The following is a 24,913-nucleotide window of genomic DNA, read 5'->3' as shown; positions in this document are numbered from 1 at the left end:
GCCGATGCGAGTCGACGAGGCGCTGATGCGGCCCATGGTCTCCACCACCTCGCCGACCACCGACACCCCGCGGCCCGCCACGTTCGCGGCCTCTTCCGCCAGCGCGTTGGCCTGGCGGGCCGAGTCCGCGTTGTGCTGCACGCTCGCCGTCAGCTCTTCCATGGCCGAGGCGGTCTCCTGCAGGTTGGACGCTGCCTGCTCGGTCCGGTGGCTCAGGTCGTGCGCGCCCGCCGCGACCTCGCGCGACGCCGTCGCGATGCTCTCGGTGGCGTTGCGCACGCCGCTGACCACATGGCGGATCGAGGACTGCATGCCCTCCACGCCGCGCATCATGATCGCCGTCTCGTCGGTGCCCCGCACCTGGATGGACTCGCTCAGGTCCTGGCGCGCGATGCGCTCCGTCGTCGACACCGCCTGAGACAGCGGCGTGAGGATGGACGCGATGTTGAAGAAGGTGAAGGTGCCGATCACCAGCACGCCGACCAGCATCACACCGCCCAGGGCCATGCGGATGCGGCGCTCCTGCTCGTCGATGCGCTGCACCTCGGCGGTGCCGCGGTCCATGATGGCCTTGGTCATCTCGCCCAGCTTCACGTCCATCTCTCGCACCGGGCCCTTGATGGGCTCGGTCGCGCGGTTGGCCTCGGCCGAGTCGACGAAGTCGTTGGCCAGCACCCGCTTGGCGATGCCGTCCAGCCCCGTCTTGTAGCTGCCCAGCGAGGCCTTCATCGCCGGTGGCATCGCCTTGATCTCCGGCAGGATGTCCAGCGCGGTGATGGCGTCCAGGTTCTTGAGCACGCCGTCGAAGGTCTTCTGCCACCCTTCGTGATAGCGCTTCACGGCGGCGTCATCGCCCATGTTGACGAGGATGTCCTTCTCGTAGCGCCGCAGGTTGCCGACGCCCGCCCGGACCTCGGACAGCTGCACCAGCGCCTCGACGTCCTGCGTCACGTAGTGCTGGAAGTCCTGCTTGGTGCGGGCCATCGCCCAGAGTCCGTCGCCGCCGATCAGCAGCAGCGCCAGGACGGACAGCAGGCCGAGCGCCATCAGGCGCGTACGGATGGTGTAGTTGCGCAGTGACCACATGGCATTTCCCAACGTTGTGTTGACCGCTCGGGAAAGCGTAGCAGCCGGCGTGCCAACCGGTAAGCCCATGGAACGGGGATGCCCCGTGGCCACGGGGCATCCGCTCGGCCTCAGGAGGCCTCGGCGCAGTCTCGGCGCGGCCTCAGCCCCACAGCGCCGACATGGTCGCGACGTACTGCCGGCGGCGATCGGCGTCCACCGTCGCGCGGCGCTGGCCAGCGACGACGACCTCACGCCAGGTCGCGCCCTGGCTGGCGAAGACCAGCCCGTCCATCAGCGACGCCGCCGGCAGGCCGGCCAGCCCGTCCGCCTCGACGTCCAGCACCAGGAAGTCCGCCCGAGCGCCGGGCACGAAGCCCCAGGCGGGAAGGCCCGCCGCCCGCGCGCTGCCCGCGACGCTGGCGTCGAACAGCCGCGCCGCCGTCGAGGGCTGCACGCCCGGCCGCGCCGCCACGTTGCGCCGCTGCAAGCCCAGGCGCTGACCGTATTCCAGCCAGCGCAGCTCCTCCACCCAGCCCCGCGTGACCTGGCTGTCCGAGCCCACCGTCATCGGCACGCCGGCGCCCAGCCAGCCGTGCAGGTCGGCCAGCCCGTCCCCCAGGTTGGCCTCGGTCCCGGGGCAGATCACCACGCCGGCGCCGCAGGCGGCGATGCGGGCGATCTCCTCCCGCGTCGAGTGCGTCGCATGCACCAGCTGCCAGCGCGGGTCCAGGCCGTGATCGGCCAGGAAGTCCAGCGGCCGCTTGCCCGTCGCCGCGACGCAGTCGTTCACCTCCTGCATCTGCTCGGCGACATGGATGTGGATGGGGATGTCGGCGTCGCCGATCAGCGATTGCAGCGCCCGCACATCCTCGGGATGCGCGGCCCGCAGCGAGTGCAGCGCCACGCCCGCCCGCACCAGCGGCAGGCCGGCCGCGTTGATGCGCTGGCAGGCGTTCCAGACCCATGGGGCATCGGTGCGGAAGCGGCGCTGCGTGTCGCGCAGCGCGGGCTGGGCGAAGCCCGCGTGGGCGTAGAGCACCGGCAGCAGCGTCAGGCCGATGCCCACCTCCTGCGCCGCCTCCGCGAGCGCGAAGGCCATCGCCAGCTCGTCCTCGTAGGGCGAGCCGTCCTCGCGGTGATGCAGGTAATGGAACTCGCAGACCTGCGTGTAGCCGCCGGCCAGCAGCTCGGTGTAGAGCTGCGCCGCGATGGTCTTGAGCTGACGCGGCGTGACCCGCAGCGCGACGCCGTACATGCGGTCGCGCCAGGACCAGAAGTCATCGGCCTCGCTGTCGCGCTGCTCGGCCAGGCCGACGAAGGCGCGCTGGAAGGCGTGGCTGTGCGCGTCGACCAGGCTGGGCAGCACCGGGCCGTCCAGTCGACGCGCGTCGGCCGGTGCCTCGGCCGCCGACACGCCGGCCTTCACCTCGACCCAATGGCCATCGGCATCCGCCCGCAGCAGCACATCGGCTTGCCAGCGTCCGTCCAGCCAGGCCAGCGGCGCATGGAAGGCGGTGCCGCTCGGACTCCCGCTGGTGCTCCCGATCGTGACCCCGCTCATGCGCCCGCCCCTTGACCGCCCTCGGACTTGCGGCCGGGATTCGCCAGCAGATAGCCCTGCAGCAGCATGGACAGCACGGGCCGCACCCGTTCGACACAGGCGTCGTCGAGCTCATAGCCGGTGAAGCCCATCTCGCCCTCGACCATGTAGCAGCGATAGCACATCTCCAGCTGCACGGCCTGCTGGCCGAGCTCGGGCCGGCCGTACTGGCGCGTGATGTAGCCGCCCTTGAAGCGGCCATCGACCACCCAGCTGAAATCGTTCTGCGACGACAGCACGATCTCCATCGCCTGCCGCGTGGCCTGGCGGCAGGACTTGCCCTCCACCGTGCCGATGTTCAGGTCGGGCAGCCGGCCCTCGAAGAGCCACGGCAGCTCCGAGCGGATGCTGTGCGCCTCGAAGAGCAAGGCGTGGCCGTGCTCCTGGCGCAGGCGCTGGAGCTCGCCCTGCAAGGCCTGGTGATAGGGCGCCCAGTAGTTCTGGACGCGCCGCTGTTTCTCTTCGGCGTCCGGCGCCTGGCCGTCCCGGTAGAGCGGCTCGCCGGTGAAGAAGCGCGTCGGGCACAGCTCGGTGTTGGACGCGCCGGGATACATGGGCGTGTCCTCGGGCGGCCGGTTCAGGTCGATCAGGTAGCGTGAGTAGCGCGGAATCAGCAACCCCGCGCCGAGCTGCTCGGCCAGCGGCGCGTACAGCGGCTCCAGATGCCAGTCGGTGTCCTCGCTGCCGAGCGCGCGCTCGACGTAGCGATGGCGCTGATCCTCGGGGATCTCGCGGCCAACGTGCGGCATGCTGATCAGCAGCGGGGTGCGGCCTCGCCGCAGTTCAAAGACGTCGTGCTTCATCGCTCGTTCCTCGTTGTCTCCTGGTGCGCGATCGGCATGCCGTGGCCGCCGTCGCGCGATCCGTCCCGCCTCGTCAAGCGCGATCACGCGCCCGGCGACGGGTTCATTGATGGACGCTCATGCGCGAGCGCCCGCCCGCCACCGCGAAGCGCAGCGGATTGCGGCCGAACCAGTAGGCCAGCTCGCGCGGATGCGCCGCGTCCCAGACGCAGAAGTCGGCGCGCAGGCCGGCGGCCAAGCGTCCGCGATCGGGCAAGCCGAGCGCCCGCGCCGCGTTCACCGTCAGCCCGCGCAGCGCCTCTTCCGGCGTCATGCGGAAGAAGGTGCAGGCCATGTTGAGCATCAGCAGCAGCGACAGCCCCGGCGAACTGCCCGGGTTGTGGTCCGTCGCGATCGCGATCGGCACACCGGCCTCGCGCAGCGCGGCGATCGGGGGCAGCTTGGTCTCGCGCAGGAAGTAGAAGGCGCCCGGCAGCAGCACCGCCACGGTTCCCGACTCAGCCATCGCCGCGATGCCCGCATCGCTCAGGTACTCGAGGTGGTCGCAGGACAGCGCGCCGAACTCGGCCGCCAGCGCGGCACCGTCCTGGTCGCTGAGCTGCTCCGCATGGAGCTTGACCGGCAGGCCCAGCGTGCGCGCGCTCTCGAAGACGCGACGCGTCTGCGCGGGCGAGAAGGCGATGCGCTCGCAGAAGGCGTCGACCGCGTCGACCAGGCCTTGCTGCATCAGCTCGGGCAGCCAGGCGCAGACGGCGTCGACGTAATCGTCCTGGCGGCCCTCGTACTCCGGCGGCAATGCGTGAGCGCCGAGATAGGTCGTGCGCACCGACAGGCCCAGCTCGCCCAGACGTCGCGCGGCGCGCAGGCACTTGGCCTCGTCCTCCAGCGACAGGCCGTAGCCGGACTTCACCTCGAGGGTGGTCAGCCCTTCGGCCATCAGCGCGCGGGCGCGCGGCACGGCCAGCGCGTGCAGCTCGTCCTCGCCGGCACGGCGCGTCGCGGCCACCGTCGAGCGGATGCCGCCGCCGGCGCGGGCGATCTCCTCGTAGGTCGCGCCCTGCAGGCGGAGCTCGAACTCCGCCGAGCGTTCGCCGCCGTAGACCAGATGGGTGTGGCAATCGATCAGGCCCGGCGTCACCAGCGCGCCGCCGAGGTCGATCACCTCGACATCGGCGCCGCGCCAGCCCTCGGGCAGTTCCGCGATCGGACCGACCCAGGCGAGGCGGTCGTCCTCGACCGCCAGCGCGCCTTCGGGCACCAGGCCCCAGTCGCGCTCCCCCGCCAGCGTGGCCAGCGTCGCGCCGGTCCACAGCGTGCGTCGCCCCGTGTCGGTCGCCGTCGAAGTCGCCATGGCAGTCCCTCCGGAAGTTGTCGCGCTCGTCACGCCGGCCATCGCGCCGGCCATCGCGCCGGTCGCCGCGCTCATGTCTCGCTCCAGACCAGCCACCACGCGGGGCCGTGCTGGTCGCCGTCGTCGAAGACGCAGCTCTGCGCGGCCGGCGACTCGCACCAGGCCAGCGTGTGCGGCGCCAGCGGCACCGAGCGGTGCCCGTGCACCAGCATGCCGCCGCGCTCGGTGAACAGCCCCAGCCAGGTCGCGCCCGCCGGGATGACGGGGCGGTCGGCGGGCAGCACGCGGAACACGCCCGCGTCGCGGCGGTGCATCGCGTTGAAGTCCTGCGTGGGCCCGTCGATCAGCACGCAGTCGGGGGCTTCCTCGCCGCGGAAGGCCAGGATGCCGTCGCCCTGGCGCAGATAGCGGCCCATCAGATGCACGCCCTTGCCCGACAGCACGCCGAACCAGCGGTCCACGCCGGGGAAAGCCGAGAACGGCCCGTCCTTGTCGATGTCGGCGACGCTGATGCGCACCTTCCAGTCGTTCGCATGGGGCCACGCGAGCAGCTCCCGCGTGCGTCCGCCGCCGTTGCGCCACGGGGTCGGCGCGACCTCGTCGGCGGTGATCCTCATCCAGCTCATGTCCTGCACACCTTCGAATTCATCGTTCATCGCCTGCTTCATCGCCGCCCGCCCCGAGCTCATCGGCACGCCCGGGCCTCAGGCCTGGAAGCTGCCTTCGAGGAAATAGCGGCTGCCCGGATGCACCAGGCGCACCGCGGTCACGGTGCGGCCCAGGCTGGACGTCGCGCGTTTGACCACCAGGCAGGGCTCGCCGCGCGGCATGCCCAGCAGCCGCGCCTCCAGCGCGTTGGGCATCTCCGCTTCGATCGTATAGCGGGCCTCCGACAACGGCGCCACCTCGAGCAGGTAATGCGTGGGCGTCACATGCTCGAAGTCCTGTTTCATGTAATCAGGTGCAACGGCGGGATTCACCCATCGGTCCTCGCACTGGATGGGCACGCCGTTCTCGCGATGCACGATGACGCTGTGGAACAGCGTCGCGCCGGCGCGCAGCCCGAACTGCCTGGCCTGCTCCGCGTCCGCCTTGACCGCCTCCAGCACATGGACCTTGGCCTCGTGGCGATGGTTGCGGGCGGCGATCTCCTCGTGCACGTCGCGCACCGTCAAGGTCGACGCGATGCGGTGCAGTTCCGCGACGAAGCTGCCCACGCCCTGCACCCGATCGACCATGCCCTCCTGATGCAACTCGCGCAGCGCGCGGTTGACCGTCATGCGGCTGACGCCGAACTGCTCGGTCAGCTCGGACTCCGACGGCAGGCGCTCGCCGGGCCGCCAGCGGCCGCTGGCGATGCCCTCGCGCAGGTGGGTCTTGACCTTCAGATATTGCGGCGCCGGCCCGCTGGCCGGGGCGCTGGATGACTTGCTCGCCATGGGGTCGCATCCTACTTGACTGTACTTGTATAGACAACTAGAGTCCGCCGCATTCGCGCTGCAAGACGCGATGAACCAGGAGACCTGTCCATGACCGTATCGACCTCCGCCGCGTCCCCGCCGACGCCTCACGGCGCGTCCACCGCGTCCACGGCGCCGTCCCGGCTGCTGGAGACCCGCAGCATCGACCGCGTCCCCGAGCGCGAACGCTACGGCCAGCCCAGCAGCCAGTTCAGCCTCTGGATGGCGGCCAACCTGCAGATCACCGCGGTGGTCGACGGCGCGCTGGCCATCGTCTTCGGCGCGGAGGCGCTGACCGCCATCGTCGGCCTGCTGCTGGGCAACCTGCTGGGCGGCGCGGTGATGGCGCTGCATTCGGCGCAGGGCCCGCGGCTGGGCCTGCCGCAGATGATCTCCAGCCGCGTGCAGTTCGGCGTCAAGGGCGCGGCCCTGCCGCTGATGCTCACGCTGGTCATGTACCTGGGCTTCGCGGCCACGGGCACGGTGCTCTCCGGCCAGGCGATCAACCTGCTGCTGGGCGCCCAATCGCCGCTGGTCGGCATCCTGATCTTCGGCGGCCTGACCGCGCTGATCGCCACCGTCGGCTACCGGCTGATCCACGTCGTGGGCCGCATCTCCACCGTGCTGGGCATCATCGGCTTCGGCTATCTGGCGCTGCGGCTGTTCCAGCAGCACGACATCGCCTCGGCCTTCGGCCAGAAGCCTTTCTCGCTGGCCTCGCTGCTGCTGACCATGGCGCTGGCGGCCGGCTGGCAGATGACCTTCGCGCCCTATGTCGCGGACTACTCGCGCTACCTGCCCACCAGTACGTCGACGTCCCGCGCCTTCTGGACCACCTTCAGCGGCACCGTGCTCGGCGCCCAGCTGGCGATGACCTTCGGCGTCCTGGTCGCGGCCGTGGGCGGCGGCTTCCTGAAGAACCAGGTCGGCTTCATGGGCGAGCTCGCCGGCCCCGCCGTGGCGGCCGCGATCTACGTCGTCATCGTCGCCGGCAAGCTCACCGTCAACTGCCTGAACGCCTACGGCGGCTGCATGACGCTGCTGACCACCATCAGCGCCTTCCGCCCCTCCATGCGCATCGGACCGGCCGCGCGCACGACAGCCATCCTGGGCTTCGTCGCGCTGTCCATGGCGGTGGCGGTGCTGGCCAGCGCCGACTTCCTGAACAACTTCAAGAACTTCGTCCTGCTGCTGCTGGCGGTCTTCGTGCCCTGGAGCGCCATCAACCTGGTCGACTACTACCTGGTCTCGCGCGAGAAAGTCGACATCCCCGCGCTCTACGACCCGAACGGCCGCTACGGCGCGTACAACGGGATGGCGCTGGGCTGCTACGTGATGGGCGTGCTGGTGCAGATCCCCTTCCTCAACCAGAAGCTGTACCGCGGCCCGCTGGCCGACCTGCTCGGCGGTGCCGACATCTCCTGGATCGTCAGCCTGGTGCTGACCTCGCTGGTCTATTACCCGCTGGCCAAGCGCTCCATGCGCGTGCCGGCTTACATGATCTATCCCGACGGCGAGACCGCACCCGGCCGCCGCTGAGCGCCGAGCCCCCTCGCCCCCGTTTCCTTGAATCTTTCCGAATCCCTGAAGGACCCCACCATGAGCAACGCCCAACCCCGCGTCGTCCGCGCCCCCGTCGGCACGCAACTGACCTGCAAGAACTGGCTGATCGAGGCCGCCTACCGGATGATCCAGAACAACCTGGACCCGGTCGTGGCCGAGAACCCCGACGCCCTGGTCGTCTACGGCGGCATCGGCAAGGCGGCGCGCAACTGGGACTGCTTCGAGCAGATCCTCACGTCGCTCAAGAACCTCAACGAGGACGAGACCCTGCTGATCCAGTCGGGCAAGCCGGTCGGCGTCTTCCCGTCGCACGTGGACGCGCCGCGCGTGCTGCTGGCCAACTCCAACCTTGTGCCGGCCTGGGCCAACTGGGAGCACTTCAACGAGCTGGACCGCAAGGGTCTGATGATGTACGGCCAGATGACGGCCGGCTCGTGGATCTACATCGGCTCGCAGGGCATCGTGCAGGGCACCTATGAAACCTTCGCCGAGGCCGGCCGCCAGCACTTCGGCGGCGACATGGTCGGCCGCTGGGTGCTGACCGCCGGCCTGGGCGGCATGGGCGGCGCGCAGCCGCTGGCGGCGACCTTCGCCGGCGCCTGCTCGCTGACCATCGAGTGCCAGCAGTCGCGCATCGACTTCCGCCTCAAGACCCGCTACGTCGACGAGCAGGCCACCGACCTGGACGACGCGCTGGCCCGCATCGCCAAGTACACGGCCGAGAAGAAGGCCGTCTCCATCGCGCTGCTGGGCAACGCGGCGGAGGTGCTCCCGCAGCTGGTCGCCCGCGTGAAGGCCGGCAGCGCGATCAAGCCGGACCTGGTCACCGACCAGACCTCGGCGCACGACCTGATCAACGGCTACCTGCCGGTGGGCTGGACCGTGGAGCAATGGAAGGCCGCCGCGGGCGACGCGTCCAGGCACGCCGACCTGAAGGCCGCCGCCGCGCGCGGCTGCGCGGTCCACGTGCAGGCCATGCTGGACTTCCAGGCCATGGGCATCGCCACCGTCGACTACGGCAACAACATCCGCCAGGTCGCCTTCGACCAGGGCGTGAAGAACGCCTTCGACTTCCCCGGCTTCGTGCCCGCCTACGTGCGCCCGCAGTTCTGCGAGGGCCGCGGTCCCTTCCGCTGGGTCGCCCTGTCCGGCGATCCCGAGGACATCTACAAGACCGACGCCAAGATCAAGGAGCTCTTCCCGCACCACGCCGGCGTGCACCGCTGGCTGGACATGGCGCGCGAGCGCATCGCCTTCCAGGGCTTGCCCGCGCGCATCTGCTGGCTGGGCCTGGGCGAGCGCCACAAGGCCGGCCTGGCCTTCAACGAGATGGTCCGCACCGGCGAGCTGAAGGCGCCGATCGTGATCGGCCGCGACCACCTGGACTCCGGCTCGGTGGCCAGCCCCAACCGCGAGACCGAGTCCATGAAGGACGGCTCCGACGCCGTGTCCGACTGGCCGCTGCTCAACGCCATGCTCAACACCGCGGGCGGCGCGACCTGGGTGTCGCTGCACCACGGCGGCGGCGTGGGCATGGGCTACTCGCAGCACAGCGGCGTGGTGATCGTCTGCGACGGCACCGAAGCCGCCGACAAGCGCATCGCCCGCGTGCTGTGGAACGATCCCGGCACCGGCGTCATGCGCCATGCCGACGCCGGCTACGAGATCGCCCAGACCACGGCCCGCGAGCGCGGCCTGAAGCTGCCGATGCTCGACCGCTGAGCGCCGACGCTCACCGACACGCACCGCGCAGGTGTCCAATCCGGGATCGATCGCCGGTCCCGTCATCGAATCCGTTTTCTCTTCGAGTCCCCATGACGACTTCCATGCATCTCATCCCCGGCCAGCTGTCGCTCGAGCAGCTGCGCCGCATCCGCGCCGGCGACGTCTCGCTGGCCCTGCATCCGGACGCCTGGCCCGCGGTGCGCCGCGGCGCCGCCGTCGTGCAGGCCGCCGCGGCCGGTGACGACCCGGTCTACGGCGTCAACACCGGTTTCGGCAAGCTCGCGTCCAAGCGCATCGGCAAGGACGAGCTGGCCGCGCTGCAGCGCAACCTGATCCGCTCGCACTGCGTGGGCGTGGGCGCGCCGCTGGCGCCGGCCGTCGTGCGGCTGATGCTGGCGACCAAGGCGGCCTCGCTGGCGCGCGGCTTCTCCGGCGTGCGCGAGTCCGTCGTGCAATGCATCCTCGACGCCTTCAACGCGGGCCTGGTGCCCTACGTGCCGGCGCAGGGCTCGGTGGGCGCCTCGGGCGACCTGGCCCCGCTGTCGCACATGACGCTGGCCCTGATGGGCGAAGGCGAGATGCTGGTCGACGGTCAGCGCAAGCCCGCCCTGGCCGAGATCGAGAAGGCCGGCCTGAAGCCGCTGGTGCTGGAGGCCAAGGAAGGCCTGGCGCTGATCAACGGCACGCAGACCTCGACCGCGCTGGCGCTGGACGCGCTGCTGCGCTTCGAGACCGTCTATGCCGCCGCCGTCGTCAGCGGCGCGCTCAGTCTGGACGCCGCGCGCGGCAGCGACGGCCCCTTCGATCCCCGCATCCATGAGGTGCGCGGCCAGCCCGGCCAGATCGAGGCCGCCGCCGCGTATCGTCAGCTGCTGGCGGGCAGCGCGATCCGCCAGTCGCATCGCGACGGCGACGATCGCGTGCAGGACCCCTACTGCCTGCGCTGCCAGCCGCAGGTCATGGGCGCCTGCCTGGACCAGTCGCGCTATGTCCGCGACGTGCTGCTGCGCGAGGCCAACGCGGTGACCGACAACCCGCTGGTCTTCGCCCCCGAGGAAGGCGTCCCGACCATGATCAGCGGCGGCAACTTCCACGCCGAGCCGGTGGCCCTCGCCGCCGACGCGCTGGCCTGCGCGGTCGCGGAGGTCGGCGCCATCGCCGAGCGCCGCATCGCGATGCTGATCGACACCGGCGTGTCGCGCCTGCCGCCCTTCCTGACCGAGAACGCCGGCCTGAACAGCGGCTTCATGATCGCCCACGTCACCGCCGCGGCGCTGGCCAGCGAGAACAAGTCGCTCGCCCATCCGGCCAGCGTGGACAGCCTGCCGACCTCGGCCAACCAGGAGGACCACGTGTCGATGGCCACCTTCGGCGCGCGGCGTCTGGGCGCGATGCTGGACAACACCGCCCACATCGTCGCCATCGAGCTGCTGGCCGCCGCGCAGGGCATCGAGTTCCTGCGTCCGCTGCGCAGCTCGGCGCCGCTGGAGGACGTGCATGCGCTGCTGCGCACGCGCTGCCCGGCCATGCACGAGGACCACTACCTGGCGCCCGACATCGAGCACGCCTTCGCCCTGGTCAACGACGACGGCGAGCACGGCGTGGCAACACTGCTGCATCGCCGAACTGATATGGTCGTGCTCCGTTGAGGTCCGGGCCGGTCGCGGCCCGTGGTCTCGACCCGTGAGGCGGCCCCGGCGCCGACTCACGGCGCCGGCCCGCTTCGCATCGACCGATCCATGACCGCCACCCTGCTCGCTCTCTTCCGCCCGCTGTCGGGCCCCGCGCATCACGCGCTGCCGCGCCGCGCCACCGCGCCAGCCGCCTCGGCGCTTGTCCGCTTCGTTGCGGCGCTGTTGCTGCTGCTCGTCGGCGCGCACGCGTCGGCGGCGGTGCGGGTGATCTTCGACATCGACATGCGCGAGGAGATCCGCGCCGGCCGCTTCGACCCGACGCGGGACAGGGTCGTCGTGCGCGGCGGCGCGGCGCCGCTGAGCTGGTCGACGTCCCTGCCCGCGCGCAAGGCGGGCCTGGGCAAGGACGAGGAGGCCGAGAGTGCCGGCCGCTACACGGCCGAGGCGGTCTTCGACAAGATCCCCGCCGGCGGCAACGTGCCCTACAAGTTCCGCATCGAGCGCCCCGGCCAGCCCGAGGGCGAGGCCGGCTGGGAGACCGGCGGCAACCGCTCGCTGGAGCTGGTGTCCGAGGTCGTGCGCGTGTCGCGCGCCTTCAACGCGCCGGGCGCGCCCATCTCGCTGAGCCGCGCCGGCACCATCGAGCGCCTGGACCCGCTGCCCGGCGGCCCGCTGGCCCCGCGCGCCGTGCAGGTCTGGCTGCCGCCCAACTACGAGCGCGACACCGCGCGCCGCTATCCGGTGCTCTATCTGCACGACGGCCAGAACGTCTTCGACGCGGCCGCGGCCGGCGCCGAATGGCAGGTCGACGAGACCGCGCAGCACCTGGTCGTCAGCGGCCAGATCCAGCCCTTGATCATCGTGGCCGTGTCCAACACGCCGGACCGCGTCGCCGAGTACACGCCCAGCGCGATGAGCCGCGACGGCCACACGCAGGGCGGCAAGGCCGCCGACTACGCGCGCTACCTGATCGGCCAGCTCAAGCCGGCGATCGACGCCCGCTACCGCACGCTGACCGACGCCGGTCACACGGCGGTGGGCGGCTCCTCGCTGGGCGGCATCATGAGCCTGTGGCTGGCGGTGCATCACGGCGACGTCTACGGGACGGCGCTGGTCGTGTCGCCCTCACTGTGGTGGGACGACGAGTTCCCGATCCGCGACACGCGCCAGACGCCGCTGCCGATGTCGGTCGCGCGCCCCCGGCTGTGGCTGGACATGGGCACCGGCGAAGGCCCGGACGCCATCAAGCAGCTGCGTCAGCTGCGCTCGGTGCTCTACGCGCGCGGCTGGGCGGCCGGCGATATCGGCTACCTGGAAGTCCAGGGCGGCACGCACGACGAGAACAGTTGGGCCGCGCGCGTCGATCCGATGCTGCGCTTCGTCGACCGGCAGTTCAACGCGGCCCCGCGCGACGGCAACCGCACGCAGCGCGACCCCTTCCCGGTCGAGACCCGGCCCGCCATGCCCAAGGGCCAGGGCACCTACTGAGCACTTGCCTCGGGGCCGCTCCCGCGATCGCCGCGGGAACGCAGGCAACGGGGACGGTCAGGCGGGAACAGGGCGCGTGGAGCCCGCTCGTCCTCACGACCGACAGCGGCCTCAGTACCGCCCGGTCGCCCCCGCGACGCGCAGATAGACGTAGGCGACCCACGCCACCAGCGCCCGCCCGAGGAAGCCGCGCAAGCCGCGCGCCTCGGGCTGCTCGACGCGCCGCGACAGCGCCACGGCGGCATCGAACTCCCGGGCCACGTCGCCCGAGAACGCCGCGTCCCGCACGACGACATTCGCCTCCAGGTTCAGCAGCAGCGACAGCGGATCGATGTTGGAGCTGCCCACCGTCGCCCAGTCCTCGTCGACCACGCAGATCTTGGCGTGCAGGAAGGCCGGCGTGTACTCGTAGATGTGGACGCCATGGCCCAGCAGCTCGTCGTAGAGCGCGTGCGCGGCCACCGCGGCGATGCGGTAGTCCACCTTCCCCTGCAGCAGCAGCCGCACCTGCACGCCGCGCTTGGCGGCGTCCTTGAGCGCGCGCCGGAAGCGCTGCCCCGGATAGAAGTAGGGCGTGATCAGGTCGACCCGCGTGGTCGCGGCGCGGATGGCCTCGACATAGGCGCGCTCGATGGTGCGGCGCTGGCGCAGGTTGTCGCGCAGCACGAAGGCGGCCCGCACCGGCGGCAGCCGGCTGGGGTCGCGCCGGCGATGCTCGGCGCGCGGCATGCGGATGCGGCGCATCAGGCGCTTGGCGCGCCGCGTGGGCGAGGCGCTGCGGATCATCGCCCGCATCTCGTCGCCGAAGTCGTGGCCCAGCCAGGCCCGCGTCCAGACCGCCCGCGCGGCCTGCTCGACCGAGCGCACGATCGGTCCGCCCAGCCCCACCGCGAAGTCCAGCCGCGGCGTCTCCGTGCGGCCGTGGTGCAGGTCCACGCGATCGTCGATGACGTTGATCCCGCCGACGAAGGCCTGGCGCCCGTCGACCACGCACAGTTTCTGGTGCAGCCGCCGCAGTTGCCCCGGATGCAGCCAGTTCCACCACCGGTCGATGGGTCGGAACACCGCCAGCGCCACCGGCGCGTCGGCCAGCTGCTCGCGCAGCCAGGCCAGGCTGCCCTTGGTGCCGAAGCCGTCCACCACCACCCTCACCCGCACGCCGCGCAGCGCGGCGCGACGCAGCGCGGCCACCGTGGCGGCACCGGCCTCGTCGTCATGGAAGATGTAGGTGGCCAGCCAGACCTCGTGCTCGGCCCGGTCGATGGCCTCGATCTGCGCGGGGAACAGCGCGTCCCCGCCGCAGAGCAGCCGCACCGAGTTCGCCCCGGTGAAGCTGGGCTGGGACCCGAGGGTCCACGGGAAGAGGGGTTCCGCCGGCCGCTTCAAGATTCCAGGACGAGTTCGGCCAGCAGCGGCAGGTGGTCGGACATGCGCGCCCAGGTCGGGCCGCGCGGCACCTTCATGTCCACGCAGCGCAGCCCGCGCATGTAGATGCGGTCCAGCGAGAACACCGGCACCCGCGACGGGAAGGTCGGCAGCGAGCGCTTGGCGCCGGGCAGCAGCGCGCGGCTCATGCCGGTGGCGCGCATGGGCTCGTCCAGCCGCTCGCCCCAGTCGTTGAAGTCGCCCGCCACCACCAGCGGCGCGCCCTTGGGCACGTGGTCCTCGATGAAGGCCGCCAGCCGCTGCACCTGCCGCACGCGGCTGCCGTGGATCAGGCCCAGGTGAGCGACCACGGTGTGCACCTCGGTGCCCTGCCACTGCACCGGCACGTGCAGCAGGCCGCGCTGCTCGAAGCGGTGGTCGGAGACGTCGTGATGGCCGACGTCGCCGATCGGGTAGCGCGACAGCAGCGCGTTGCCATGCTCGCCGTGGCGCGTGACCGCGTTGGTCCGGTAGGCCACCTCGTAGCCGTCGGGCGCGAGGAACTCGGCCTGGCCCTGCTCCGGCCAGCCGAAATAGGTGCGCTCGAACTGGCGCGCCTCGCGGTGATGGAAGAGCCGGACCTCCTGCAGGAAGACCAGGTCCGCGTCCAGCGCCCGCACGCCCATGCCCAGGTTGTGGATCTCCAGGCGCTTGCCCAGGCCCATGCCGCGCACGCCCTTGTGGATGTTGTAGGTCGCCACGCGCAACCGACCGACGCTCTGCGCGGGCGAGGTGTCGGTGGTCGCGGAATTCATGTGGGCGGCGTGGCGCGGCGTCGGTCGGGTCATCGCGCGGCCTCCGGGCGGGCCGGGGCGCCCGCGCCGCGCCGCGCGGGCAGCTGCAGGATGGCCTCGGCGTTGGACGGGGAGAAGCACAGGTCGGCGGCCTCGCGCCACGGGAGCCAGCGCAGGTTCAGGTGCTCGCGCGGGGCCAGGCGCACCGGGGTGCCGGCCGGCACCGTGAGGCCGAAGACGTGCTCGGTGTTGCGCGTCACGCCGGGCGCGTAGCGGTGGCGCCAGACGGGATAGATCTCGTAGCGATTGGCCAGGTCCCAGTCGACCAGCGCGCCCGGGGTCAGGTCTTGCACGCGGATGCCGGTCTCCTCCTCCACCTCGCGGGCGGCGGTCAGCGACAGCGGCTCGTCCGGCGTGTCCTTGGAGCCGGTCACGCATTGCCAGAAGCCGGGGCGGTCGGCGCGCTCCAGCATCAGCACCTCCAGCGCGTCGGTGTGGATGACGACCAGGACGGATTCGGGAATCTTGAAGGGCCGCGCGGCGGACTCCGGCACGGGGTCCGGACACGCGGGCAGCACGGGGGCGACGGGGGCTTCGCTCATGCGGGCAAGCATACCGCGACGCCTGCGGCGGACCGCCGCCGGCGGATGTCGCGCCCCGTCCTCGCGAGGTCTCGTGCCAGCCTCGCCACAGAGGCGACATGCCCGCGAACGCGCGCGACAAGAGCAGGACACACGAGGGCGCATGGCGGCGCCCGACACGCGCGGCGTCCGCTGCGGCAATGCTTGTTCACAGGCGATGTACATCGGTGTCGGCGGATGTGCGGCAGGAAATATAGAAAGTTTGTACTGGCGTGATCACCGGCGAGTCATCGGGGCATCCGCCGTGCCGCGGGTCGGAAGAATCCATTCCACCGCAACCACTGCCCCGGAGGGGTCATGAGCTCAGTCACCAGCAGCACCGGCGCCGGCATTCCGCTGATCGCCTCCCAACAGCTCGTCAGCCGCCCCGGCGGCAGCTTCGAGATCAACGCCCGCGAGTACGGCACCGTCGCCGCCGGCGCCATCGGCCTGGCGCAAGCCGCGGTGCAGGGCGGCGAGAACGCCGTCAGCGCCGTCGTGCACTGGAGCGAGGAAGGCCTGCAGGCGCTGGAGGACGGCGCCAAGTCGCTGGGCTCGGCCGTCAGCACCGGCATGAGCGAGGTCAAGGAAGTCGCCACCGACGTGAAGAACGCGGTCGTCAGCGGCACCGGCACCGCGCTCAAGGAACTGGGCGACGCCGGCAGCACCGTGGCCGGCTACCTGGCCGCCGGCGCCGCCGCGGGCAAGGCCCTGATCGACGAGCTGACATGAGCACGCCGCCCCGCTCGCGCGGCTCGCGCCGCCCCTGGCGCCGCGCCTCGATTCGCCGCGCGGGCGTGGCGGCCCTCGCGCTGACGGCGGCGCTCGCGCTGCCCGGCTGCTCCATCCTCAGCCCGGTGCCCAGCATCGAGCTGGTCAAGGCCTCGGCCAGCATGGCGACGGTGGCGATCGGCCAGGGACCGGTGCATGCCAGCCAGACCGTCTTCCATGGCGCGGCCCTGCCGGAGCGCGTCTGCATCGAATACAACCGCGCGCTGGCCCTGCCCGAGTTCGTGCCCGCGCTGATCGCGGAACTGCGCGAGCACGAGGTCCAGGCCCGCGTCTTCGAGCCCGGCGTGCGTCCCGGCGACGAGGCCTGCCCCGCCTGGGTCCATTACCAGGGCCTGCAGCAGTGGGACAAGCCGCCGCTGTCGGACCAGATCCGGCCCTACCTCGCGCAGGCCACGCTGAGCCTGCACGACGCCGGCGGGCGCCTGATGTCCGCCAGCAGCTATCGCAGCGACGACGCGACCATGAGCCTGGGCAAGTGGGCCAGCACGCGCAACAAGCTCGCGCCGGTGGTGCGGGCGCTGCTCACCGGCTTCGAGGGCTGACGACGGGCCGCCGCCGTCGCGCCCGTCGCGATCCAGACACGACACGACTTCGAGGGGGAATTCATGTTCCACGCTTCCACGAGCGCGCGCCGCGGCGCGCTGCTGCTGACCGTCGCCGCGCTGAGCGCCTGCGCCTCGCGCGAGCCGATGCTGGTGCAGGGACCGGTGCAGGTGATGCCCGCGCCCGACGGCGCCTATGTCGAGCGCGTCAACAACGGCGCGATCTACCAGCCGGGCATGGCCGCGGCCTCGCTGTTCACCACCGAACGCCGCGCGCGCCAGGTCGGTGATTCGCTCAAGGTGGCGATCAGCGAATCGCTGAGCGCCTCGCAGAAGAGCAAGACCGACACCAGCCGCGACAACAAGCTCGCGGTCAAGGGTCCGGGCGGCAGCAGCAGCGTCGGCATCATCGACCGCCTGCTCAAGGCCGATGCCAATGCCTCCGGCAGCGACGCCTACAAGGGCAGCGGCGACACCGAGGCCAGTGGCAGCCTGAGCGGTCAGATGGCCGTCTCCGTCATCAACGTGCTGCCCAACGGCCACCTCGTGGTCGCGGGCGAGCGCAGCATCGCGATGAACGGCGGGATGCAGACGCTGCGCTTCTCGGGCGTGGTCAATCCGCAGGACATCCGCACCGGCAACCAGGTGCAGTCGGCCGACGTGGTCAACGCGCGCATGGAGCTGGCCGGCAAGGGCGAGGTCTCGGACGCGGCGCGGCGCAGCTGGTTGCAGCGGGTGCTGACCTCCAGCCTGGCGATCTGGTGAGTGCCCGACATCGATGGGGAGATGCGGCCCCATCGACTAGCAAGTTCTTGCTAGCACCTAGTCATCTCTGACCGATTGAAGCCATCGACCGGGGGCGAGGCGACTACACAAACTGACAGGGTCCTCACAAGAACCTGCCAGCATCATGTCGTCATCCCGCTCCCTCGGCCTTCCGCCGACCGCCCGGACCGCAGCGCCGGCCCCCTCGCCCCAAGTCACCGCCCACCCGGCCGCGTCGCCCGCGATGGCGGAACGCGTCGGACCACCGCCCGGGCCCTCGCGGGCGGGACAGGCCGCGATCAAGGTGCTGCCGGCCGACGCTGCCGGCGAGGATCCGCGCCCGCTTTCCCTCGACGACCTGCCCGAGACCTCGGAGACCCCGTCCGACGGTGAGACGAACGCGCCAGCGGCGGCAGGAGACTCTCCGCTGGCGGAGGCGACCTCGTTCGCCGATGCAGCGCGCCTGGATGCGGTCGGGCAGCGGGCGCTGGAAGCGCCTCTCCAGGCCGCTGATGTCCTCCTGTCCCCCCGGCTGCTGCTGGGCCTGGGCGGCGCGGGGCTGGCGCTCGGCGCCACCGCCGGGGGTGGTGGTGGCATGCGCGGTGAGCCGCCCGCGCAGGTCGCGCCGGAGCCTCCCTTGCGGCCGACGCCTGTCGACCCCGCCGAGCCCGAACCACCTCTTCACCCGGTGCCGCCCATCGGCGTCGAGCCCCCCGCGGACCCGGTGCCGCCCGTCGATCCCGTTCCACCCGTCGACCCCGTTCCGCCCGTCGACCCCGTGTCGCCCCAGCCTCCGGTGACGCCGGTCGAGCCCGAGGGTCCCGATACCCCGTCGACGACGCCGCCTCCCTCGACCTCGCTCCCGGCCCCCGTGCTGGCGCTGCGGCATGACTCCGGCGCCTCGGGCGACGGCTTGACCAACGACGGCACGGTCGTCGTGTCGGGGCTCATCGAAGGCGGCCGCTGGCAGTTCCGCGTGGGCGATGGCGACTGGCAGGACGGCCTCGGCGACGACATCCCCCACGCCGCCGTGGGCGCCGACGGCCCGGTGCGCGTGCAGGTCCGTCAGATCGCCGAGGACGGCCGGGCCGGCGACACCGTCGATCTGCGCTTCCAGCTGGACACGGCGGTCGCCGCTCCCACGCTGCGCCTGCTCAACGACACGGGCGCGCCCGGCGATCACCTGACGCACGATCCCACGCTGGCGCTCGCCGGGCTCGAGACCGGCGCCACCTGGTCGTACAGCCTGGACGGCGGCGCCACCTTCACGGCGGGCAATGGCACGCAGTTGCCCGGCTCGGCCTTCGCCGCCGACGGCCCGGCCGTGGTGCTCGTCCGGCAGACCGACGCCGCCGGCAACACGGCCACCTCCGCGCCGCTGACGCTCGTGGTCGACACCACCGTGGCGACCCCGACGCTCGCGCTCAAGCGGGACACCGGCGTCGACGGCGACGGCATCACCGCCGACGGCACCGTCGTCATCGGCGGACTGGAGGCCGGCGCCACCTGGTCCTACAGCCTGGACCGGGGGCACAGCTGGCAGACGGGCCAGGGCGACGAGCTGCCCCCCGCCCCCCTCCGCCCGGATGGCGCGGTCGACCTGTGGGTCCGGCAGACCGACGCCGCCGGCAATGTCAGCCCCGCGAGTCGCCTGAGCTTCACGCTGCAGACCCAGGTCGGCGGGCTGACCCCGATCCTGATGGCCGACACCGGCACGCGCTCCGACGACCTGGTGACGCGCGACGCCCGCGTGCGCGTGCTCGGCCTGGCCGATGGGGCGCGCTGGGAGTACCGCGTCTCGGGCGACCCGGACTGGCAGGCCGGCCTCGGCGACGAGATCGCCGCCAGCCGCTTCCCGACCGACGGCGCCTGGACCGTCGAGGTCCGTCAGATCGACCCGGCCGGCAATGTCGGCGACACGGGTTCGCTGAGCTTCACGCTGGACACGCAGGTCGGCACGCCGACTCCCAGCCTGGCGCTGGACTCGGGTCGTCCGGGCGACCTGATCACCAACGATCCGACGGTGAACGTCGCCGGGCTGGAGTCGACCGGGACCTGGGACTACCGCCTCGGCGACGCCGGGGCCTGGACCGCCGGTGGCGGCGCGCAGCTCGCCGGCGCGATCCTGGCCGACGGCGACATCGATCTCCAGGTCCGCCAGACCGACCTCGCCGGCAACCAGAGCACCGCCGGCCGACTGCGCTTCACCCTGGACACCGATGGCAGCGCGAGCGGTCTGCACCTGAGCTTGAAGACGGACAGCGGCGACTCGGACGACTTCGTGTCCAACGCGCTCGACGTGATGGTGCACGGCGTCGAGTCCGGCGCCACATGGCAGTTCCGGCTCGAGGGTGCGGCGGGCTGGACCGACGGCGTGCTCGATGGCGACGGCGGCGCGATCCCCGCGACGCTGTTCCAGGGCGACGGCGACCATGTGCTGCTGGTGCGCCAGATCGACGCGGCCGGCAATCCGAGCAAGCCCCTGCGGGTCCGCCTGGTGCTGGACACGCAGGTCGAGACGCCGACACTGGCGCTGGTCGACGACACGGGGACCTCCGCCACCGATGGCCTGACACGCGACGCCACGGTGCGCGTGAGCGGCCTGGAGCTGGGCGCGACCTGGGCCTACAGCCTCGACGCCGGCGTGACCTGGACGCGGGGCAGCGGCACGGAGATCAACGCGAATGTCTTCGCCGACGGCGCGACGTCGTTGCGCGTCCATCAGGTCGACGCCGCGGACAACGTGAGCGCCGAGGCCACGCTGAACTTCACCGTCGACACCGGCGCCATCGCCCCCGGCGCGACCCTGGCGCACGACACCGGCCTCAGCGCGACGGACCGCCTGACCCGCGACGCGACCGTGCGGGTCGACGGCATCGAGCCGGATGCCCGCTGGCAGTACCGGATCGATGGAGGCGAATGGGTCGATGGCGTCGGCGATCGCATCGACGCCGACCGCTTCGGATCGGACGGCGCGGTGCAGCTGCGCCTGAGGCAGCTCGATGCGGCCGGCAACACCAGCACCATCCGCCTGTTCACCTTCGACCTGGACACCCACGTCGATGCCGCGACCGTGTCGCTCACCCGGGACAGCGGCGCCAGCGGCAGCGACGGCATCACCCGCGACGCGTCGATCACGGTCGACGGCCTGGAGGCCGGCGCCCAGTGGCGATACAGCCTGGACGGCGGCGCGACCTTCCAGGCCGGCAGCGGGTCGACGATCCCCGCCACGGTCTTCACGACCGACGGGACGATCCATCTGCTGGTGCGCCAGACCGACGCCGCCGGCAACAGCGCCGACGCGACACTGGCCTTCACCCGCCTGACCAGCGCCGGCCCGCTCGATCTGAGCGACCTCGCCGGCCAGCAGGACCAGACCCGCGCGGTGCTGGACGGTCGGGCCGCGGCGGCGGGCGCGCCGCTGACGGCCTTGCAGGGGCGGCTCACCACGGCCGACGCGCACGAGCTGCGCATCGTCCTGGGCGGCGCCGCCTTGGACCCGGCGCACGATCGCTGGGTGCTCGACACCGAGATCGCGCTGGATGCGGACGCGGTGGCCGATGGCGTGGCCGTCGGCGGCCAGGCGGGCCTCTCCTACCGCTACGACAGCGCCTCGCGCGAGCTGCGTCTCTGGCACACCGACGGCAGTGCGCTCACGGGCGGCGAGCTCACCGCGCTGACCAACGCGATCCGCCTGCGCAATGGCGAGACCGCCCCGCTGCCGGGCGCGCGCCGCGCCACGCTGACCGTCGAGGACATGGCGGGCAACGTGAGCGCCGCCTCGACCGTGGTGCTCGACATCGACACCCGCTCGCCGTCGCTGGACCTGAACGGCGCGACCGCGGGACTGAACGCGGACAGCGCCACCGCGCGCCTCGACCAGGCCGCCACGCTCTTCGCCGCGGACCTGCGGATCGACCATGACAATCCGGCCGCGACCGTGCGCGACCTGCGGCTGGTGCTGTCCGGTCCTGCCGCAGGGCGCGACGATCAGCTGGTCAGCACCGATCGCGGCGTCGCCACCCCGCTCGCCACCGACGGACAGGCCTTCCAGGCCGGCGGCGTCGACTGGGTCCTGCGCCTCGTCTCCGGCAGCTACACGCTCACCCGCGCCGACGGGGCCAACGCCTCGGTCGATGACGCGCAGGCGCTGCTGCGAACGCTGGGCCTGCGCAACACGACGGCCTCGCCGCTGCAGGGAGACCGGACCTTCGCCGTCGTCGTGACCGACCAGAACGGCCGCGTCGCGCGAGCCTCGGGCACGGTCACCTTCGACAGCGTCGCGCCCACGCTCGACTTGAACGGCAGCGCGCCCGGCGTGGACCGCACCGTGGCGGTCACGCCCGGCCTCCCGTGGGCCTTCGCCGTGGCCAACCCGGCCGCCGGCGCCGTCGTCGAGTCCGACACGCTGCGCGCGCTGACCCTGCGCTTCGGCGCGGCCACCCCCGGCGCCTTCGACATCGCCTCCGCGACGGCGGGCGAATGGGTCGGGCTCTTCGACCCGGCCAACGGCGCGGACCGCGGCACGATGCTGCGGCTGGGCGGGGCCGGCGTGCTGCAGAGCGCGCAGCTCGTGGCGGGCAAGATGGTGACGCTCACGCTGGGCGCGGGCGCGACGCCGACGCTCACGGTGACCGCCGACACGCCGCTCAGCGCCGACGAGGCCTCGCAGGTGCTGCGCGCGCTGTACTACACCTGCGACGCGGACGCCGTGCGCGGCGCGCGGACCGTCTCGGTCGGCGCCATCGACCGGGCCGGCAACACGACCACCACCGGCGCGATCACCACGCTGGACCTGCGTTCCGCGGGCACGCCGATCATCGGCCTCGCGACCTCGTCCGACACGGGCCTGCATGCCAACGACGCGGTGACGCGACTCAGCGGCAGCGCGCAGGCGCCGCTGACCCTCGCCGGCTTCGCGACGGCGGGCCGCGCGCTGACGGTCTTCGAGGACCGGGACGGCAACGGCCAGCTGAGCGCCGGCGAGGCCCTCGGCACGGCCACCGCCGACGCCACCGGTCGATGGACCCTGACGCTGGCCGGCACGGGCCTGTCGGACGGCTCCCACCTGCTCGGCGCGACCGACGGCCGCATGACCTCCGGCCTGCTGGACCTGACGGTCGACACGCGCGCGCCGGCCAGCACCTTCGCGCTGGGACAGTCGGTGAAGGTCCGCCCGCTGCTGTCAGGCATCACCGACCCCGGCATGACGGTGAGCGTGGAGCTGGACACCGACGGCGACACCCGCAACGGCTACGAGGTGCGCTACCTCACCCGGACCGATGCGGCCGGGCGCTGGACGCTGGACACCGCCACGGCCACGCCGACGCAGGGCACGCCGCACCTGTTCGCCAGTGGCGACGCGGTCCAAGCGCGCGTGACCACGCAGGATCTGGCCGGCAACGAGACGGTCCGCACCGCCAGCAGCGTCGCGGTGGAGGCGGTGTACTCGGTGTCGGACGCGCAGATGATCGAGGGCGTCGACGGGCAACGGGAACTGGTGTTCCTGGTGTCGCGGACCGGCGACCTGAGCGTCGCGGGCAACGTGCATTACGCGGTCGACCCGCGCGCCAGCTCGGCCCAGGCCATCGTCGGCGGCGCGGCCGCCGACAACGACTACGCCGGGACCGCCGCCGGCACGCTGGCCTTCGCCGCCGGCGAGAGCAGCCGCGTGATCCGCTTCACCGTCAACGGCGACCACTACCGCGAGGTCAACGACAAGCTGATCGTGCGCCTGGACAGCGCCGTCGGCGGCGACATCAAGGACGGCCTGGGCATCGGCAACATCAACGAGGTCGACGTCAACCAGCTGCAGGCCGCCTACGGTCTGCGCGACCTCAATCCGCGTTCGAACGACTACGCGATCCGGGTCCGGCGCGCCTCGGACAACGCCGAGCAGGACATCGGCTTCGACGCCGACGGTGAGCTGGACACGGGCGCGCTGCTGGCCTTCGTCGGCACGGGCGCCGGGGACAAGGGCTTCGTCTCGCGCTGGTACGACCAGTCGGGCCACGGACGGGACATGACGCAAGGCGACCTCGCCAGGCAGGGTGTCGTGGTCGACGGCGGCAAGCTGGTCACGCGCGCGGACGGGTCGGTCGGCATCAGCTTCAACAACGGACGCAACGGCGCGAACAACGATTACATGGCGGCGGCGGGCCTGGCGGCCACCGACTGGACGAGCGCCGCCGTCTACGCCAAGGTGCAATCGGAAGGCAACGCCAACGGGTCTCTGTTCAACCTGGGAGGCGCGGGGAGCGACCGCCTGAGTGCCTGCTATCCCGAGGGGAATCCCGCGAAGGGCTATATCTTCGATATCGGCGGCCCGTCTGCTGATGGGCGTCTTGTTCGTTCCACCGCGACGCCGTCGGAGCTCCTCGGCAAGGCGAACGACGTCGTCCTCGAGGCCCACGCCGGCAACGTCGGAGGAGGCTCCGCGGCGCTGAACTACACCGACGGAAAACAGGTGATCTTCGAGAACGGCATGCGTGTGACCTCCGACGCCACATTGCCGGGACAGTTCTCCACGACCGCCGAGTGGAAGTTGGCCTGGCACGGCGCCTACGGCACCGTGGACAGCAACTACTACCAGCAGGCCATGTACAACGAGTTCCTCGTCTACCTGGCCAAGGACAACAGCACGCCGGACGTTCGCGCCCTGCAAGGGACGACGGGCAACGACGTGCTGAGCTTCTCGGGCGAGACGGGGCTCACCGGCATCGACGGACTGGCCGGCGAGGACACGCTCTACCTGTCCGGTTCGATGAACCTCGACCTCGCCGCCTTTCCCCAAGGGGTGCGCGGCATCGAGCAGGTCTGGATGGAGAACGGCGCGGCCAACACGCTGACGCTGACGACCTCGACCCTGGCGGCCAACGGCAACATGCCGCTGACCGTGCGCATGGACGCGGGCGACGCGGTGGTGCTCGACGGCCGGCGCTTCGCGCACGACGACGGTGTGCAGGCGATGGTGATCGGCGGCACGCGCGCGGACGTGGTCACGGGCACCCGCGGCAACGACGTGCTCATCGGCGGCGCCGGCGCGGACACCTTCACCTGGCTGTCCGGCCAGGGGGGCCGCGACCTGGTGCTGGACTTCAGCCTCGCGCAGGACGATCGGCTCGACCTGACCGGCGCCCTGCGCGGGTTCACCGCCGGCCACGAGGCCGACTATCTGCGCAAGTTCGTCGACGGGAACAACGTCGTCATCGCCATCGATCGCGATGGCCTGGGCGATTTCAGCCAGGCCGACCTGACGATCACGCTGGCCAACGTGCACGCGACCGATCCGATCACGGTCCTCACCGCGGCGGGGCAATCGGTGCTGTGACGTGGTGCAGCGA

At 71.8% G+C, this 24,913-nt stretch carries 17 protein-coding genes; 8 read left to right on the top strand and 9 right to left on the bottom strand.

The window, feature by feature from the left end; translation table 11 throughout:
• The 6 genes from MCHT01_RS21820 to hutC form a co-directional block, all read right to left on the bottom strand.
• Positions 1–1,086: methyl-accepting chemotaxis protein (locus tag MCHT01_RS21820; protein WP_169806190.1), on the bottom strand; the 1,086-nt coding region annotated here is incomplete at its 3' end.
• A gap of 142 nt (positions 1,087–1,228) precedes the next feature.
• On the bottom strand, positions 1,229–2,629 hold the full coding sequence (gene hutF / locus MCHT01_RS21815) for a formimidoylglutamate deiminase (RefSeq protein ID WP_067068671.1): 1,401 nt from the start codon (positions 2,627–2,629) through the stop codon (positions 1,229–1,231).
• A complete protein-coding gene (gene hutG / locus MCHT01_RS21810) occupies positions 2,626–3,471 on the bottom strand; it encodes an N-formylglutamate deformylase (RefSeq protein ID WP_067068668.1) in 846 nt (281 codons plus the stop codon). The genes hutF and hutG overlap by 4 nt, the downstream gene beginning before the upstream one ends.
• A 103-nt stretch (positions 3,472–3,574) precedes the next feature.
• The gene (gene hutI / locus MCHT01_RS21805) at positions 3,575–4,822 is read right to left on the bottom strand and encodes an imidazolonepropionase (RefSeq protein WP_067068665.1); all 1,248 of its coding nucleotides are present in this window, start codon (positions 4,820–4,822) and stop codon (positions 3,575–3,577) included.
• 71 nt (positions 4,823–4,893) lie between these two features.
• Positions 4,894–5,478 (bottom strand): HutD/Ves family protein, encoded by a 585-nt coding sequence (locus tag MCHT01_RS21800; RefSeq protein ID WP_245643520.1) that lies wholly within the window; start codon positions 5,476–5,478, stop codon positions 4,894–4,896.
• A gap of 48 nt (positions 5,479–5,526) precedes the next feature.
• The gene (hutC, locus tag MCHT01_RS21795) at positions 5,527–6,261 is read right to left on the bottom strand and encodes a histidine utilization transcriptional repressor HutC (RefSeq protein WP_067068660.1); all 735 of its coding nucleotides are present in this window, start codon (positions 6,259–6,261) and stop codon (positions 5,527–5,529) included.
• Between the two features lie 90 nt (positions 6,262–6,351).
• Here hutC and MCHT01_RS21790 point away from each other — a divergent pair, with 90 nt between their 5' ends.
• The 4 genes from MCHT01_RS21790 (at position 6,352) to MCHT01_RS21775 (ending at position 12,692) form a co-directional block, all read left to right on the top strand.
• Positions 6,352–7,821, top strand: a complete 1,470-nt coding sequence (locus MCHT01_RS21790) for a purine-cytosine permease family protein (protein WP_067068657.1) — start codon at positions 6,352–6,354, stop codon at positions 7,819–7,821.
• 60 nt (positions 7,822–7,881) lie between these two features.
• Positions 7,882–9,567 (top strand): urocanate hydratase, encoded by a 1,686-nt coding sequence (gene hutU / locus MCHT01_RS21785; protein ID WP_084453181.1) that lies wholly within the window; start codon positions 7,882–7,884, stop codon positions 9,565–9,567.
• A 92-nt stretch (positions 9,568–9,659) separates the two neighbouring features.
• Positions 9,660–11,219 (top strand): histidine ammonia-lyase, encoded by a 1,560-nt coding sequence (gene hutH / locus MCHT01_RS21780; protein WP_067068651.1) that lies wholly within the window; start codon positions 9,660–9,662, stop codon positions 11,217–11,219.
• 90 nt (positions 11,220–11,309) lie between these two features.
• Positions 11,310–12,692 (top strand): alpha/beta hydrolase, encoded by a 1,383-nt coding sequence (locus MCHT01_RS21775; protein ID WP_067068649.1) that lies wholly within the window; start codon positions 11,310–11,312, stop codon positions 12,690–12,692.
• A gap of 111 nt (positions 12,693–12,803) precedes the next feature.
• Here MCHT01_RS21775 and clsB read toward each other — a convergent pair whose 3' ends face one another.
• From clsB to nudB, 3 genes are all read right to left on the bottom strand, one after another.
• Entirely contained in the window at positions 12,804–14,006 is a 1,203-nt protein-coding gene (gene clsB, locus MCHT01_RS21770; RefSeq protein ID WP_245643519.1) for a cardiolipin synthase ClsB, read from the bottom strand.
• A gap of 68 nt (positions 14,007–14,074) precedes the next feature.
• A complete protein-coding gene (locus MCHT01_RS21765; RefSeq protein ID WP_067068717.1) occupies positions 14,075–14,872 on the bottom strand; it encodes an endonuclease/exonuclease/phosphatase family protein in 798 nt (265 codons plus the stop codon).
• Positions 14,873–14,901: 29 nt separating this feature from the next.
• Positions 14,902–15,453, bottom strand: a complete 552-nt coding sequence (nudB, locus tag MCHT01_RS21760) for a dihydroneopterin triphosphate diphosphatase (protein ID WP_084453179.1) — start codon at positions 15,451–15,453, stop codon at positions 14,902–14,904.
• Between the two features lie 336 nt (positions 15,454–15,789).
• Here nudB and MCHT01_RS21755 point away from each other — a divergent pair, with 336 nt between their 5' ends.
• From MCHT01_RS21755 to MCHT01_RS27880, 4 genes are all read left to right on the top strand, one after another.
• Positions 15,790–16,203, top strand: a complete 414-nt coding sequence (locus MCHT01_RS21755; RefSeq protein WP_067068644.1) for a hypothetical protein — start codon at positions 15,790–15,792, stop codon at positions 16,201–16,203.
• Positions 16,200–16,805 (top strand): hypothetical protein, encoded by a 606-nt coding sequence (locus tag MCHT01_RS21750; protein WP_067068641.1) that lies wholly within the window; start codon positions 16,200–16,202, stop codon positions 16,803–16,805. Before MCHT01_RS21755 ends, MCHT01_RS21750 begins: the two co-directional genes overlap by 4 nt.
• 63 nt (positions 16,806–16,868) lie before the next feature.
• Positions 16,869–17,570: a flagellar basal body L-ring protein FlgH gene (locus MCHT01_RS21745; protein WP_067068639.1), complete on the top strand. Its 702-nt coding sequence runs from the start codon at positions 16,869–16,871 to the stop codon at positions 17,568–17,570.
• A 244-nt stretch (positions 17,571–17,814) separates the two neighbouring features.
• Entirely contained in the window at positions 17,815–24,900 is a 7,086-nt protein-coding gene (locus tag MCHT01_RS27880; RefSeq protein ID WP_067068636.1) for a type I secretion C-terminal target domain-containing protein, read from the top strand.
• Positions 24,901–24,913: the final 13 nt, after the last annotated feature.

Source organism: Mitsuaria chitosanitabida ATCC BAA-476 = NBRC 102408, assembly GCF_001598255.1.
Lineage (GTDB): Bacteria > Pseudomonadota > Gammaproteobacteria > Burkholderiales > Burkholderiaceae_C > Roseateles > Roseateles chitosanitabidus.
Note: the sequence above shows the minus strand (reverse complement) of the source record. Positions and strands in the feature narration are given on the sequence as shown.

What these genes read in the sequence shown, in the direction of transcription:
- hutF (WP_067068671.1), bottom strand. Translation starts at nt 2,629, where the DNA reads ATGAGCGGGGTCACGATCGGGAGCACCAGCGGGAGTCCGAGCGGCACC.
- hutG (WP_067068668.1), bottom strand. Translation starts at nt 3,471, where the DNA reads ATGAAGCACGACGTCTTTGAACTGCGGCGAGGCCGCACCCCGCTGCTG.
- hutI (WP_067068665.1), bottom strand. Translation starts at nt 4,822, where the DNA reads ATGGCGACTTCGACGGCGACCGACACGGGGCGACGCACGCTGTGGACC.
- MCHT01_RS21800 (WP_245643520.1), bottom strand. Translation starts at nt 5,478, where the DNA reads ATGAACGATGAATTCGAAGGTGTGCAGGACATGAGCTGGATGAGGATC.
- hutC (WP_067068660.1), bottom strand. Translation starts at nt 6,261, where the DNA reads ATGGCGAGCAAGTCATCCAGCGCCCCGGCCAGCGGGCCGGCGCCGCAA.
- MCHT01_RS21790 (WP_067068657.1), top strand. Translation starts at nt 6,352, where the DNA reads ATGACCGTATCGACCTCCGCCGCGTCCCCGCCGACGCCTCACGGCGCG.
- hutU (WP_084453181.1), top strand. Translation starts at nt 7,882, where the DNA reads ATGAGCAACGCCCAACCCCGCGTCGTCCGCGCCCCCGTCGGCACGCAA.
- hutH (WP_067068651.1), top strand. Translation starts at nt 9,660, where the DNA reads ATGACGACTTCCATGCATCTCATCCCCGGCCAGCTGTCGCTCGAGCAG.
- MCHT01_RS21775 (WP_067068649.1), top strand. Translation starts at nt 11,310, where the DNA reads ATGACCGCCACCCTGCTCGCTCTCTTCCGCCCGCTGTCGGGCCCCGCG.
- MCHT01_RS21765 (WP_067068717.1), bottom strand. Translation starts at nt 14,872, where the DNA reads ATGAATTCCGCGACCACCGACACCTCGCCCGCGCAGAGCGTCGGTCGG.
- nudB (WP_084453179.1), bottom strand. Translation starts at nt 15,453, where the DNA reads ATGAGCGAAGCCCCCGTCGCCCCCGTGCTGCCCGCGTGTCCGGACCCC.
- MCHT01_RS21755 (WP_067068644.1), top strand. Translation starts at nt 15,790, where the DNA reads ATGAGCTCAGTCACCAGCAGCACCGGCGCCGGCATTCCGCTGATCGCC.
- MCHT01_RS21750 (WP_067068641.1), top strand. Translation starts at nt 16,200, where the DNA reads ATGAGCACGCCGCCCCGCTCGCGCGGCTCGCGCCGCCCCTGGCGCCGC.
- MCHT01_RS21745 (WP_067068639.1), top strand. Translation starts at nt 16,869, where the DNA reads ATGTTCCACGCTTCCACGAGCGCGCGCCGCGGCGCGCTGCTGCTGACC.
- MCHT01_RS27880 (WP_067068636.1), top strand. Translation starts at nt 17,815, where the DNA reads ATGGCGGAACGCGTCGGACCACCGCCCGGGCCCTCGCGGGCGGGACAG.